The sequence below is a fragment of the Blastococcus sp. SYSU DS0552 genome, from assembly GCF_054050815.1.
This window is the reverse complement of the sequence record NZ_JBJHAB010000006.1, coordinates 89,218-102,318: the sequence shown is the minus strand read 5'-3', so window position 1 is coordinate 102,318 and position 13,101 is coordinate 89,218. Positions and strand designations below refer to the sequence as shown.

Annotated in this window: 15 protein-coding genes and 1 pseudogene; 7 read left to right on the top strand and 9 right to left on the bottom strand. The window is 73.9% G+C overall.

All coding sequences use genetic code 11. The features are described from left to right. The first annotated feature begins 141 nt into the window (after positions 1-141). On the top strand, positions 142-1,071 hold the full coding sequence (locus ACI8AG_RS07935) for a GGDEF domain-containing protein (protein ID WP_456596583.1): 930 nt from the start codon (positions 142-144) through the stop codon (positions 1,069-1,071). Between the two features lie 18 nt (positions 1,072-1,089). Here the strand turns inward: ACI8AG_RS07935 and ACI8AG_RS07930 are convergent, their stop codons facing one another. After that, positions 1,090-1,896, bottom strand: a complete 807-nt coding sequence (locus tag ACI8AG_RS07930) for an SDR family oxidoreductase (protein WP_456596582.1) — start codon at positions 1,894-1,896, stop codon at positions 1,090-1,092. A 75-nt stretch (positions 1,897-1,971) separates the two neighbouring features. Between ACI8AG_RS07930 and ACI8AG_RS07925 the strand changes: the two genes are divergently transcribed. The 3 genes and pseudogenes from ACI8AG_RS07925 to ACI8AG_RS07915 form a co-directional block, all read left to right on the top strand. Further along, the gene (locus tag ACI8AG_RS07925; RefSeq protein WP_456596581.1) at positions 1,972-2,601 is read left to right on the top strand and encodes a CAP domain-containing protein; all 630 of its coding nucleotides are present in this window, start codon (positions 1,972-1,974) and stop codon (positions 2,599-2,601) included. Next, complete coding sequence (locus ACI8AG_RS07920; protein WP_456596580.1) at positions 2,594-3,550, top strand: YihY/virulence factor BrkB family protein; 957 nt, start codon at positions 2,594-2,596, stop codon at positions 3,548-3,550. Before ACI8AG_RS07925 ends, ACI8AG_RS07920 begins: the two co-directional genes overlap by 8 nt. Continuing rightward, positions 3,525-3,836 (top strand): annotated as a pseudogene (locus tag ACI8AG_RS07915) (mycothiol transferase); the annotation flags it as partial. The gene ACI8AG_RS07920 and the pseudogene ACI8AG_RS07915, both read left to right, overlap by 26 nt. A gap of 150 nt (positions 3,837-3,986) precedes the next feature. On the opposite strand, the gene ACI8AG_RS07910 reads toward ACI8AG_RS07915, so the two are convergent. From ACI8AG_RS07910 to ACI8AG_RS07885, 6 genes are all read right to left on the bottom strand, one after another. Beyond that, complete coding sequence (locus tag ACI8AG_RS07910; RefSeq protein WP_456596579.1) at positions 3,987-4,916, bottom strand: ABC transporter permease; 930 nt, start codon at positions 4,914-4,916, stop codon at positions 3,987-3,989. Then, entirely contained in the window at positions 4,913-5,998 is a 1,086-nt protein-coding gene (locus ACI8AG_RS07905; protein WP_456596578.1) for an ABC transporter permease, read from the bottom strand. The genes ACI8AG_RS07910 and ACI8AG_RS07905 overlap by 4 nt, the downstream gene beginning before the upstream one ends. Further along, on the bottom strand, positions 5,995-7,608 hold the full coding sequence (locus ACI8AG_RS07900; protein ID WP_456596577.1) for an ABC transporter ATP-binding protein: 1,614 nt from the start codon (positions 7,606-7,608) through the stop codon (positions 5,995-5,997). The genes ACI8AG_RS07905 and ACI8AG_RS07900 overlap by 4 nt, the downstream gene beginning before the upstream one ends. Further along, entirely contained in the window at positions 7,605-8,624 is a 1,020-nt protein-coding gene (locus tag ACI8AG_RS07895) for a BMP family ABC transporter substrate-binding protein (RefSeq protein WP_456596576.1), read from the bottom strand. Before ACI8AG_RS07895 ends, ACI8AG_RS07900 begins: the two co-directional genes overlap by 4 nt. Before the next feature lie 258 nt (positions 8,625-8,882). Continuing rightward, the gene (locus tag ACI8AG_RS07890; RefSeq protein ID WP_456596575.1) at positions 8,883-9,800 is read right to left on the bottom strand and encodes a hypothetical protein; all 918 of its coding nucleotides are present in this window, start codon (positions 9,798-9,800) and stop codon (positions 8,883-8,885) included. Between the two features lie 78 nt (positions 9,801-9,878). After that, positions 9,879-10,184, bottom strand: a complete 306-nt coding sequence (locus ACI8AG_RS07885) for a hypothetical protein (RefSeq protein ID WP_456596574.1) — start codon at positions 10,182-10,184, stop codon at positions 9,879-9,881. 82 nt (positions 10,185-10,266) lie between these two features. Between ACI8AG_RS07885 and ACI8AG_RS07880 the strand changes: the two genes are divergently transcribed. From ACI8AG_RS07880 to ACI8AG_RS07870, 3 genes are read left to right on the top strand one after another with little or no spacing between them, the layout of a single operon-like run. Further along, positions 10,267-10,458: a hypothetical protein gene (locus tag ACI8AG_RS07880; protein ID WP_456596573.1), complete on the top strand. Its 192-nt coding sequence runs from the start codon at positions 10,267-10,269 to the stop codon at positions 10,456-10,458. Beyond that, the gene (locus ACI8AG_RS07875) at positions 10,455-11,882 is read left to right on the top strand and encodes an FAD-dependent oxidoreductase (RefSeq protein ID WP_456596572.1); all 1,428 of its coding nucleotides are present in this window, start codon (positions 10,455-10,457) and stop codon (positions 11,880-11,882) included. Before ACI8AG_RS07880 ends, ACI8AG_RS07875 begins: the two co-directional genes overlap by 4 nt. 14 nt (positions 11,883-11,896) lie before the next feature. Then, positions 11,897-12,310: an arsenate reductase ArsC gene (locus ACI8AG_RS07870; RefSeq protein ID WP_456589418.1), complete on the top strand. Its 414-nt coding sequence runs from the start codon at positions 11,897-11,899 to the stop codon at positions 12,308-12,310. On the opposite strand, the gene ACI8AG_RS07865 is transcribed toward ACI8AG_RS07870, so the two are convergent. Next, a complete protein-coding gene (locus ACI8AG_RS07865; protein WP_456596571.1) occupies positions 12,294-12,848 on the bottom strand; it encodes a DUF4334 domain-containing protein in 555 nt (184 codons plus the stop codon). The two genes, ACI8AG_RS07870 and ACI8AG_RS07865, sit on opposite strands and share 17 nt — an antisense overlap. Next, positions 12,845-13,057 carry a DUF4177 domain-containing protein gene (locus ACI8AG_RS07860; protein WP_456589416.1) on the bottom strand — a complete coding sequence of 71 codons (213 nt, stop codon included), beginning with the start codon at positions 13,055-13,057 and terminating at the stop codon, positions 12,845-12,847. The genes ACI8AG_RS07865 and ACI8AG_RS07860 overlap by 4 nt, the downstream gene beginning before the upstream one ends. Between the last annotated feature and the right edge of the window lie 44 nt (positions 13,058-13,101).

Here is a 13,101-nt window from a genome sequence, read left to right as displayed (position 1 = left end):
GCCACCGTACGGCCGGGCCGGCCCGGCTGCACCCGAGGCGCCCACGCCCCGGGCCCCACCCGGAGTGGTGGTATCCGACCGCCCGGCGTCCCCGGCGGCCCGGTGACCAGCGAGGATGGACCGCAACGGGGAGGGGGCGCGGTGCAGACCGGACGACGGATGCCCGCGGCGCTCCTGGCGGTGGTCTACGCCGTCAGCGGTGCGCTGTGCTGGGTGGGCGCTGCCGCGCCGATGGACGACGCCACCCCCGTGGGCCTGCTGCAGGTGCTGGGCGCCGTCGGGCTGGGCGCTGGCGCCGGGCTCGGCGTCGCCGGGGCCCGGGCGCGACCGTGGGCGCTGCACGGCGCGGTGGCCCTGCTGTCGGTGCTCCTCGGGGTGCTCGCCTGGCGGTCGGCCACGGCCGTCGGTGTGGTCGGCCTGGGCCCGGCGATGATCGGCATCGGGCTGTACGCCGCGCACTTCCTGCCGCTGCCCGCCGCCCGGGTGCACGCCGGCCTGGTCATCCTCTCGGGCAGCATCGGCGCCTGGGCCGCGGCCCCGTCGGGCTTCCTGCCCGCCTGGCTGCCGGTCGTCGCATCGGTCGCCGTGCTGACCGACGTGCAGGGGCGGCTGGCGCGGCAGCTGCGCCGTGCCGCGGGCACCGACCCCCTCACCGGCGTCGCCAACCGCCGCGCGTGGGAGGAGCAGGCCGCCGGGCACCTGTCGCGTGCGGCGCGCACCGGGGAACCGCTCAGCTTCGCGATCCTGGACCTCGACGACTTCAAGGGGGTCAACGACCGGGACGGCCACCGCGCCGGCGACGAGCTCCTGCGCGACCTCACCGCCAGCTGGAGCGGCCGGCTGCGCCGCGCGGATTTGCTGGGCCGCTACGGAGGCGACGAGTTCGTGCTCTGCCTGCCGGCGACCGACGAGGAGGCGACGCGGGAGCTGCTGGAGCAGCTCGATCGCACGCATCCCGCCACGTGGACGGCCGGGGTCGCGCAGGCCCGTCCCGGCGACGACGTGACCGCCGCGCTCGCCCGCGCCGACGAGCAGCTCTACCGGAAGAAGCGCAGCGGCCGCGCCGGGTGACCGGCGTGCGGGCCGGCGTCAGCCGCGGCGCCAGTCGTCGGCCTGGAGGTGCGACCCCGCCATCGGGCCCATCTGCAGCATCCCGCCGTCGACGGCCCAGGACGCCCCGGTGACGTAGCCGGCGGCCGGCGAGGCGAGGAAGGCGATGACGGCCGCCACCTCGCGGGCGTCCCCCGGGCGGCGCAGCGGCACACCGGGCCGCTCGTGGCCGGGAGCGGTGGGGTCCTCGTCCCCCTGGCCGGTCATGGGGGTGGCGATCTCGCCCGGCGCGACGGAGTTCACGGTGATGCCGTGCTCCGCCAACTCAAGGGCGGCCACCTTCGTGAGCAGCCCGAGCCCGCCCTTGGCCGCGCAGTAGCCGGCCGCACCGACCCGGGGGGCGTGCTCGTGCACGCTGGTGACGTTCACGATCCGCCCGCCGCCCCCGGCCGCGACCATCCGGCGCGCGGCGCGCTGGAGGCAGAGGAACGCACCGTCGAGGTCGGTGGCCAGCACCTCGCGCCAGGTATTGAACTCGAGGTCCAGCAGCGGCGTCATGTGACCGGTGCCCGCATCGTTGACCAGCACGTCGAGGCCGCCGAGGGCATCGGCCAGCTCGTCGACGACGTCGGCGGCGCCGGGCAGCCGGGTCAGGTCCAGGTGGCGGACCTCGGCCCGCCGGCCCCGTGCGCGCACCTGCTCGGCGGTCGCCTCGCCGGCCTCGCGGTCGCGGTACCAGGTGATGCCCACGTCGCAGCCCTGCTCGGCCAGGGCCACCGCGACGGCGCGCCCGATGCCGGACTCCGATCCCGTGACGAGCGCAACCCGCCCGCTGCCTGCGGTCATGGCAGCGAGGCTAACGATCCCGGAACAGGCCCGCAGTGCGATGGGTCCCGGCCCCCCGCGGGGTAGGGGCGGAGCATGGACGCCACCCGATCCCTGCTCGCCCGGCTCCTGCTCGCGTTCGCCGCCGTCCTGCTCACCACCACCGGCTGCGTGGTCGTGGACACGTCGTCGCCCGGCACCGGCACCGGCTCCGCGCCCGAACCCGACGAGCCACCGTCGGCCGAGGACGGCGACGTGGAGGACCGGATGGCCCGCGATGTCCTGGACCGGGTGAACGACGAGCGGGCGGCACGGGACCTGCCGCCGCTGGAGTGGGACGAGGAGCTGGCGACCGTCGCGCGCGAGTGGAGCGAGCAGATGGCCGAGAACGACCAGATCGAGCACCAGGACATGCGCGAGGTGCTCGACCGGGAGGAGCTGGACGGCTACGCCGGCATCGGGGAGAACGTGTTCACCGCATCGGCTCCGGTGCCCGCCGGGACGGCGCACGTCGGGTGGATGCGCTCCGACGGCCACCGGGTCAACGTGCTCAACCCGGGCTGGGACCGCATCGGCATCGGCTTCCACTGCGCCCCCGACGGCTCGGTCTGGGGGACCCAGCAGTTCGGGCGCACGGTCGGCTCAGACCGCCCCGAGGTCAGCCGGGAGACGCCACCGGAGGAGCCCATCGCCCGGGCCGAGGAGGACGGCCCGAGCTGTGGTTGAGGCGCGGGAGCGGGTCCGCCGGCTGCTGCGGCGGCTGGGCGAGGGCTACCGGCGGGTGCCCGAGCCGGTCCGGCGCTTCGTCGCCTGGCTGCGCAGCCCGGAGTTCCTCACCACCAGCTCCAGCCTCGCGTTCTACGCGATGGTCTCGCTGCCGCCGATGGTGCTGCTGGGCTTCTGGGGAGCGGGTCTGGTGGTCGACCAGTCCTCGCTGCAGGACCTCGGCACCGAGGTGGACGCCCAGGCGCCCGACCAGCTGCCGGTCGCCGACGTGCTGCGCGCGCTGATCGACGTCGCCGCGCAGACCGGGCCGGTGGCGGCGATCGCAGCGGTCTGGCCGGCCACCACCTACGGGGCCGCCCTCGCCCGGGCGTTGAGCGAGGTGGCGCCGCGATCGGAGCAGCGGATGCGCGGCTGGAAGGGCCGGCTGCTGGCGCTGGCGATCATCGCCGTGCTGCCGGTGGCGGTGTTCTCGGGGCTCGCGGCGCTGTACGTGGTGCCGCGGCTGCTCGGGTCGGGGACGGCGGTGCGCATCGCGATGGGTCTGGGGTCGCTGGCGCTGCTCGGCGTGCTCATCGGGCTCCTCTACGCGCTGTTCCGCCTGTGGGAGACGCGGATCAGCGACGTCGTCGTCGGCGCCGCGACCGCGACCTGCCTGGTCGCCGCCACCACCGGCGGCTACCTCGTCTACCTCGAGTACGCCGACTTCACCGCGCGCTACGGGGCGACGGCGCTGGCGACGGCGGTGCTGCTCGGGCTCTGGCTGCTGCTCGGCAACGCGGCGCTGATCGCCGGGTACCGCGTCATGGCCCGTCGGGTGCACGCCCGCCGTCCCCGGGACCCGGGGCCGGACCACGCCGGGGAGCGAGCCGGGGACCAGGCCGGGGACCAGGCCGGTTCCCGGACCGCGGACCGGGCCGGCACCGGTGACCGGAAGCCGGCGTGGCGGTGAGACCGCCCCAGCTCCCCCGGCGCCGCGGAACGGTCGTAGCCGCGGCCTGGCGTCCCGGGTGACCCCACCGGCCCGGCGCAAGGCGGACGGCCATGACCGGCAGCACCCACACCTCCAGCGGCACCGGTCCCTCCCTGCCGAACGGGCCGATCTGCTCGAGACGCTCTCCACCCACCGGCACTTCCTCGGTTTCACCGTCCGGGGGCTCACCGACGAGCAGGCACGGCCGCGGCCCACGGCCAGCGAGCTGACCCTGGGCGGGCTGATCAAGCACGTCGCCGCCATGCAGGCAGGGCGGGGGCGGTCCGGTGGGGCGGGTGCCACCAGCCCGGTCCGAGGACGCCGACCGCTGCGCTGGGGTGTCACCCCCAGGGAACCGCGACGAGGGGCGGCGCTCGTCTGCTCGCGCCACGAGCACCCCCCCGACCGCAGGCGGTCAGCCGGTCCGGCTCTCCCGGTCGTAGTTGCGGCCGAGGAACTGGGGCACCCGGGCCCACCGGAAGGCAAAGACCATGACGATCAACGTCGCGACGTAGGGAACGACCAGCAGCACCTGTCCCGGGATGTCGGTCCCGGCGATCTCCGTGCGCAGGGCGATCACGTCCATCGCGGCGAAGAACAGCGCTCCGGCCACGATGAACTGCGGGCGCCAGCCGCCGAAGAAGGTGAGTGCGATGGCCAGCCACCCGCGGCCACCGACGATGCCCTCGGTGAAGGTGCCGGTGTAGACCAGCGGCAGGAATGCCCCCGCCATGCCCATCAGGGCGCCGCCGGCGGTCGTCGTCCACAGCCGGGTGCGGACGACCGCGATGCCGAGGCTGTCAGCCGCACGCGGGTTCTCACCGACCGAGCGCAGGTCCAGCCCGGCCCGCGTGCGGTACAGGAAGAAGTAGAGCCCGACCGCGAGCACCCCGGCGAAGTAGACCAGCGCGTTGTGCGAGAAGAACACGCTGCCGAGCACGGGGATCTCGCTGAGCAGCGGGATCTCCAGCCGGGGCAGCGTGTCCGTGCGCGGCGTGGTCGCGGTCTGCCCGATGACCACCCGGTAGAGCAGCCCCGCCAGCCCCGTCGCGGCGAAGAACAGCGCGAGGCCGACCACGAACTGGTCCAACCGCAGGATCGTTGTCGCCCAGCCCAGGGCGAACCCGAACACCGCGCCCACCCCGGCCGCCAGCAGGATGCCGAGGGTGCTGCTGTCGGTGGCGAAGCTGATCAGGAACCCGGCCGAGGCGCCCAGCAGCATGACGCCCTCCTGCGACACGCTGAAGACGCCGGCCAGCCCGCCCAGCATCGTGCCCAGGGACGCCAGCAGGTACGGGACCATCGCGATCACCGTGAGCTGCGCCAGGGACTCGAACTCACTCATGCGGTTTTCCTCGCCAGCCGGGCTGCGATCACGTCGGAGAGCAGCAGGAAGATCAGGATGAGCGCCTCGATGATCAACACCATCTCCGCCGGGACGCCGACGGTGCGCTGCATGGAACTCGCGCCCACCTCGAGGATCGCGATGCCGAAGGCGACCACGGGGACCCAGAGGGCGCTGCCGCGGGCGATCAGCCCGATGATGATCCCGAGGAGCAGGAAGTTGGCCGCCATGCCCTCGATGGCCCGGCCGTGCACGCCGGTGACCTCCAGTGCGCCGGCCAGCCCACCGAGCGCGCCGCCGATGATCAGGGCGACGACCGCGACCTTCTCCACCCGGATGCCGTTGATGCCGGCCGCCCGGGGGTTGGTGCCGGCCGCACGCAGCTCGAAGCCCGCGGCCGTTCCCCGGGTCACCACGATCGTCGCCAGCGCCACCAGCGCTGCCAGCAGAATGCCGGCGTGCACGCCGGGCGGCCCACCGATGTCGGGAAGCACCGCGCCCAGCCCGACCCGCTGGGTGGCCGCCACCCCCGCGGCCGGATCTGACCACACCTCGGTGGCGGCGTAGTCGAGGACCTGGAAGGCCACGAAGTTCAGCAGCACCGTGCTCAGGATCTCGTTGACGCCGAACCGGCCCATGAGGAACGCGGCGATCCCTGCCCAGATCGCGCCGGCCAGCACACCGGCGACGACGACCAGCGGCAGCAGGACGGCGGCGGGGAGGTCCGCGTAGACGATGCCCACGCCGGCCGCCGCGGTCGCGCCGACCAGAAGTTGGCCCTCCCCGCCGATGTTGAACCGGTTGACGGCCAGCGGGATGGTGAAGGCCAGCGCCAGCAGCGTGAGCGGCACCCACTTGGTCAGGGTCTCGGTGAAGCCGAAGCCGGTCCGGAACGACGTGGTGAGGATGGTCCGGAACGCCCCGACGACGTCGTAGCCCAGCGCAGCGATGACGATCCCGGAGACCGCGAAGGCGGCCACCAGGGCCAGGACGTAGGGCAGCAGGCCGCGCACCATGCGGGTGGACAGGCTCGGCGCGGCAGGCGCGACGGCGTCCGGCTCGGTGAGCACAGGGGTAGTCATGCGGTCTCCTGGACGCCGGCCATGAGACGGCCCAGCGCGTATGCGTCGTAGTCGCCGCGCCGGCGTTCGCCGACGATCCGGCCGGAGTAGAGCACCACGATCCGATCGGCCAGCAGGCTGAGCTCGTCGAGGTCCTCGGAGATCAGCACGACCGCGCAGCCGCGATCGCGGGCCTCCTCGACGCGGTCGTAGACGAACCGGGCCGACCGCAGGTCGAGGCCACGGGTGGGGTTCTGCAGCACGAGGACCGACGGCTCCCGGCCGAACGCACGGGCCAGCACCAGCCGCTGGATGTTCCCGCCGGAGAGGTTGCCTGCCGGCGCATCGGGCCCGGGGGTCTTGATGCTGTACCGGTCGATCGTCTCCAGGGCGTGCTCGCGCACCCGCCGCCACTGGATCAGGCCGCCGCGACGGTGTGCCGGGCTGCGCTGCGAGCCCAGCAGCAGGTTGTCGGTGACGGTGGCGGCACCGAGGATGCCGTCGCGGTGCCGATCCTCCGGGACGTACGCAACTCCGGCGTCGAGCCACTGGCGGGTCGGCCGCCCGGCCAGACCGGTGCCGTCGACCCGCACGCCCCCCGCCCGCACCGGTCGGACACCCGCCAGCGCCTCGGCCAGCTCGACCTGCCCGTTGCCGGCCACGCCGGCGACCCCCAGCACCTCGCCGGCGCCCACGGTGAAGTCGATGCCGTGCAGCGCGGGCACGCCCTGGTCGTTGTGCACCACCATGCCCGACACCTCCAGCAGCGAGGCGGTCGGCGCGGACACCGCCGCGGACCGCCGCTCGGCCGGGGACTGCGTCCCTACCGTGCCCAGGCCGAGCGTCGCGGCCAGGTCGGAGGACGGCTCGGCGAGCTCGCCGACCATGAGCGAGGCCAGTCCGGTGGCGTCGGTGTCGGCCCGACGCACCGTGGTCATCCGGCGCCCGTCGCGCATCACCGAAATCCGGTCGCAGATGGCCAGCACCTCGCGGACCTTGTGCGAGATGAACACGATGCTCGTGCCCTCGGCGACGATCTCGCGCAGGGAGGCGAACAGGTCGTCGACCTCCTGCGGCGTGAGGTTCGTCGTCGGCTCGTCGAGGATGAGCACCCGCGCCCCCCGGTAGAGGACCTTGAGGATCTCCACCCGCTGCCGCGCACCGACCGACAGCCGGTCGGTCCGCTCCCGCGGGTCGACCGCGAGGCCGAACCGGTCGGAGAGTTCGGAGACCCGGCGGGCGGCGTTGCGCAGACCGCCGGACTTCCCGCTCGTGCCGAGCACAACGTTCTCGACCACCGAGTAGCTCGACACCTGCAGCAGGTGCTGGTGCACCATGCCGATGCCGAGCTCGATGGCGTCCCGCGGCGAGCGGATCTGCACCGGGCGGCCGTCCACCCGGATCTCACCCGCGTCCGCCCGGTAGAGGCCGTAGAGCACGTTCATCAGCGTGGTCTTGCCGGCGCCGTTGCCCCCGACGAGCCCGTGGACCTCACCGGGCGCCAGCTCGAAGTCGGCGTCGACGAGGGCACGGACCGGCCCGAAGGACTTGCTGATGCCGGTCATCGTGAGCGGCCGGGCCTGGTCGGGGGTCTGCCCCCCGATCGCCCTGGAGTTCGACGAATGGCTCATTCGACCGGCGTCACGTCGCGGTCGACCTCGATCTCGCCGGCGGCGAGCTGCTCGAGGACGGCGTTGACCTGGTCGAGCGCGGCCGGGTCGACGTTCTGCGGGTCCTGCAGCGAGATGCCCTGGTCGTAGGTCATCCCGAGGTAGCCACCGGTCTCGCCGTCCTCCACCGAGGTGAGGATCTCGTCGAGCATGACCTCGAAGTCGTACAGCACCGAGGTCAGGTAGTGGTCGGGGGCGAGGTTGGACTTGTCCGTGTACTTCGCGCTCATCAGCGCCCCGGGCGGGCCGTCGCTGACGGCCTCGAAGGCCCCGACGACACCGAGGTTCAGCGAGGTCAGGACGACGTCGTTGCCGGCACCGAGCAACTGGCTGGTGAACTGCTGCGCCCGTGTCGGGTCGTTGAAGTCCCCCGTCCACACCGCCGTCAGCTCGGCGTCGGATCCGATGTCCTCGATCGCCTGCTCCACGGCGTGGACCTCGGAGTAGGAGAACGGCAGGGTGACCCCGCCCAGGTAGGCGATCTGGCCGGTCTGGGACGCGGCGGCAGCCAGCACGCCGAGCGGGTAAAAGGCCAGGTGGAAGTTCCGGTCGAGGACCCAGACGTTTTCGGGCACGTCGGCGGGCTCGGTGTCCTGCTCGGCGATGAAGGTGACGTCGGGGGCCTCGGCGGCCACGGCGACGGTGGCGTCGTAGAACTGGCTGCCGTGGGTCCAGATGACGGTGTACCCGTCGGCCACGTACTCCCGGAGCACGCGCTCGGCGTCGGGGACCAGGACGCTCTCGGAGTAGGTGATCTCGGCGTCGTGCTCCTCCTCGGCCGCCTCGAGGGCCTGCAGGCCGAGGAAGGTGTAGTCGGCGTCGGTCGTCACGCCGGAGAAGATCGCCGCGATGCGCTGCGCCTCCCCTTCCCCCGTTCCAGTACCGGCGGCGCCTCCGCTCCCCCCGCCGCCGCAGGCGGTGACGGTCAGCAGGAGCGCAGCAGCCAGGCAACTCGTGGAGAGTCGGGCAGATCGCATGGTGGGGACCATCCTCGGGGTCGGCGGTGCTCTCAGTACCTCATCGCTAAACGACTTGGTGCACGCTAGGTGGAGAGTGTTACGAATCCGAGGCGGTGACGTGTCGGACGCTCGCGTGGCACGTCGAACCACGCACCGGCCGGATGGGGCAGACAGGAGAGGCGACCGGCCGTCGCCGCGGCGGTGGCGGCGACACCGGGGTCGGTGGCGGCGACACCGGCGTCGGTGGCTACCCGGTCAGCCGTGTCGACCGGGCTCTCAGTCCGCCTCGGCGAGTGCGTCGGCGTGCGCCGACGCACGGTCGCGGTTCTCGATGGCCTCGTCGGCCTCGCGCTCGGCAGCGCATCGCCAGCGGTGCGCGCGCGCCAGGTCGTCGGCGACTGCACCCGCCTCCTCCTCCACGCGAGCGAGCTCCGCCGCCAGCTCGTCGACCCGGACCTGGAGTTCGGCGCGGCGGGCGTCGAGCCGGTCGGTCGCACGACGCGCCTGCTCGGCCGCGACCACCTTGTCCTCCGCGATCGCCGCCGCCTCCTCCGCGGCGCGACGCGCCTCGGCCACTTGCCACAGCCGGCGCTCCTCGGCCTCCCGCCGCCGCTCCTCCCCCGCCCGCCGGCGCTCGATCGCCGACTCGCGGCGGGAGCGGCGGGCCGGTCCCGGCTCGGCCGCCGGCGGCCTCACCAGCCGCAGCGCCGGGCGCGGTGCGACGGTCCCCAGCCCGCTGTAGGACATCGCCCCGGTGAGCCGGCCGGTGAGCAGCGCCGCCCCGGCCTCGGGATCGGCCATGGCCGCCCGCAGGGTCTCCTCCACCTGACCGGACACCGACGCGCTCACCGGGTGGCCACGCTCGCGGGCGAGGGCGGCGGCCTGCCGGGTGAGCGCGTTCAGCAGTTGGCCGCGCTGGGTGTTCAGCGCCCGGAGCTCGTCCCCGGCCAGGTTCTCCTGGGCGCCGCGGAGCAGGTCGCCCAGCTCGACCAGGCCCTCGATCTCCCCGCGGTGGGCGCGGACGAGCAGGTTGCAGACCCAGGCGGCCGTCGACGGCTTGGGCAGCGCCCCGATCTCCTTGGCCAACGCCTTGTCCCCCGTTGCCTTGGCCTCGTCCTGGCGCTCCTTGCGCAGGGCGACGAACTCCTCGGGGGCGGTCTCGTACAGCTCGTCGGCGACCTCGTCGAACTCCACGCCTCTCCCCGGTGCTACGAACTCGTGGTGATCAGCGCTTGATCACCACGAGTTCGTAGCACTCGCAGCCGGGCGACGTCAGCAGCAGGCCGCGGCGGGCCGGGCGTCGGTGCCGGAGTCCTCGGTCCGGCAGCAGGTGCCGTCTCCGCTGACGGCGGAGAGCTCGGCGGCCGTCTGCCCCTCCAGGTCGGGGCGCGCGTCCGCCTTGACGGCGTAGACCTCCCACGGCTCGCCGCCGGGCCCGGTCACCCAGACCTTGTCCTGGACGGCGTAGCAGCAGGTGGTGTCCCCCTCCGGCCGGGTCGCCAGGCCGGCGTCGGCCAGCCGGTCCGTGGCCGCGGTGACCTCGTCGGTGGAGGCGACCTCCACACCGAGGTGGTCCATGCGGGTGGGCTCTCTGGGCCGCCCGGCGCTGGTTCCCGGGGGATCCGACCGTCCCGGCCCGACTCGACCGACGAGCATCCCGATGACCCAGACCGACCGGCCCACCGGCGTCCCCGGGCTGCTGGACCCGAACGTGGTGCTGCGGCGCCACGTGGAGGACCTGTCCGCGCGCTTCGCGGGGACGGTCGGCCCGGGGTCCGTCGAGCGGATGGGCTCCGAATCCTACGCCGGTCCCGGCCGCGTGCGAGGGCTCCTCGCCGAACTGGGCGCATGAGCCGCCGCCTGGTCGTCGCCGGCGGCAGTGACGCGGGGATCTCCGCCGGGCTGCGCGCCCGCGAACTCGACCCGGGGGCCGAGGTCACCGTCGTGGTGGCCGACGCCTACCCCAACTTCTCCATCTGCGGGATCCCGTACCACGTCTCGGGCGAGGTACCGGACTGGCGGTCGCTGGCCCACCGGACCTCCGCCGACCTGGAGGCGGCCGGGCTGGCCCTGCGGGTCGGCACCCGCGCCACCGGCATCGACGTCGCCGGCCGGCGCGTTTCGGTGACCGACGCGAGCGGGGCCACGGAACTGCTGGCCTACGACGAACTGGTCGTGGGCACCGGCGCACGTCCGGCGCTCCCGGCCATCAGCGGTCTCGGCGGCACCGACGGGCTCGGACCGGCCGACGGCGTGCACGTGGTGCACACCATGGACGACACCCACGGCCTGATGGCCACCCTCACCGGCCGCCCGGTGCGCTCGGCGCTCGTCGTCGGCGCCGGCTACATCGGTGTGGAGATGTCCGAAGCACTCGTCGCCCGAGGCATCGCCACCACGGTGGTCCAGCGGTCCGCGGAGGTGCTCCCCACCGTCGACGCCGAGCTGGGTGCGCTGGTCCGGGCGGAGATGACCCGGCACGGGGTGCAGGTGCTCACCGGGACCACCGTCACGGGGCTGACCCGTGCCGACGGCTCCCGGGTCAGCGCGCTCACGTCGAGGGGTCCGCTGGAGCGCCTTTTCGACCTGGTGGTGGTCGTCGCCGGCGTGCGCCCGTCGGTGGACCTGCTGGTCGGCGCGGGAGCGACCACGGGGGCCGGCGGCGCGGTCGTCGTCGACGAGACCATGGCCACCGGCCTGCCGCACGTCTGGGCGGCAGGCGACTGCGTGGTCACCCACCACCGCCTGCTGGGCGTCACCTACCTCCCGCTCGGCACCACCGCGCACAAGCAGGGCCGCGTAGCCGGCGCCAACGCCGTCGGCGGGCACGCCCGCTTCGCCGGCAGCGTCGGCACCCAGGTGGTCAAGGTCTTCGACCTGGTGGCCGCCCGCACCGGTCTGCTCGAGCACGAGGCTGCCGCCGCGGGCTTCCGTCCGGTCACCACCGCGACCAGCCCGGACGACCACAAGGCCTACTACCCCGGCGCCCGGCCGATCACGATCCACGTGACCGGCGACGCCGACACCGGCCGGCTGCTGGGCGCGCAACTGGTCGGCCGGCTGGGCAGCGAGGTCGCCAAGCGCGCCGACGTCTACGCCACCGCCCTGTTCCACGCCATGACCGTGGACGGCCTGGCCGACCTCGACCTGACCTACACCCCACCGCTCGGGTCGCCCTGGGACGCTGTGCAGATGTCCGCCCAGGCGTGGAGCAAGGAGCACCGACCCACCACCGTCACCGCCCTGCCCGCGGCGATGGCCGAACGAGCCCCGTGACAGAGGAGAACCCCGTGAGTGACCGCCCCAGCGTGCTGTTCGTCTGCGTGCACAACGCCGGCCGCTCCCAGATGGCCGCCGGCTGGCTGCGGCACCTGGCCGGCGACGGCGTCGAGGTGCGGTCGGCCGGCTCGCTGCCCGGCGACCAGGTGAACCCGGCGGCGGTCGAGGCGATGGCCGAGGTCGGCATCGACATCTCCGACCAGCGACCCAAGGTGCTCACCACCGAGGCCGTCGAGGCCTCCGACGTGGTCATCACGATGGGGTGCGGCGACGCCTGCCCGATCTTCCCGGGCAAGCGTTACCTGGACTGGGCGCTGGAGGACCCGGCGGGCAAGGGCGTGGAGTCGGTGCGGCCGATCCGCGACGAGATCGAGCGGCGCATCCGCGGGCTGCTCGCCGAGCTGGGGGTCAGCGCTCCCGCCTGAGCACGAAGAAGAACGGATCGGGCAGGCCGCGCAGGTCCATCATCCCGAGGACCGTGCGGCTGCTCACCCGCTTGAAGACGTCGATGATCGGCAGGCGGTCGTAGACCATCGCGGCGGAGACGACGCCGCGGTGCTCGACCATCCGCAGCCGCGCCTTCGGCCGGGAGGTGGTCAGCAGCGGCCGGACGGCGGTGAACGCGGCCCGGGCAACCCGCGAGTGAGCCAGCCGCGGGGCGGCGCGGAGCGCGCCGACCGGGATCAGCGCGGGGTCGACCGGCCGCGGCCCCGCCGCCGTCCCGAACAGCAGCGGGTGCACCGTCTCGGTGTCGAGGAACTCCTTGCCCCACCAGCCGTAGGCCGCCAGCAGCCCGTCCAGCGGGGAGCCCGTGGGCAGCTCGCTGCCCCGCCACCGGCCGAGCATCTCCTCGACCGGCTGCGGCTCGAACCAGTCGAAGGACGACTGCGCTTCTGCCCGGGAGACACCGTCCCGCTGGGCATCGCGGACCCACGCGTCCGGGCTGGTGAACCGCAGTGTCACCCCACCGGGCGCTCGAAGGTGACCAGCACGCCGTCGACCCCACCCGGGCCGATGCGGCCCTTGACCTCCACCGAGGTGATCGCCTTGAGCTGCCATCCCTCCCGGGCGTGCTGGTTGAGCACCTTCTCCAGCTTGCCGCCGCTCATCTTGCCGCCGATGAGGCCCTCGCGGATCTCCTCGACCTTGTACTCGTAGCGCGCTGCAGCCACGGGTCACCCGTCCTCTCGCCTGGTCCGGCCGGTCGCCCGCCAGC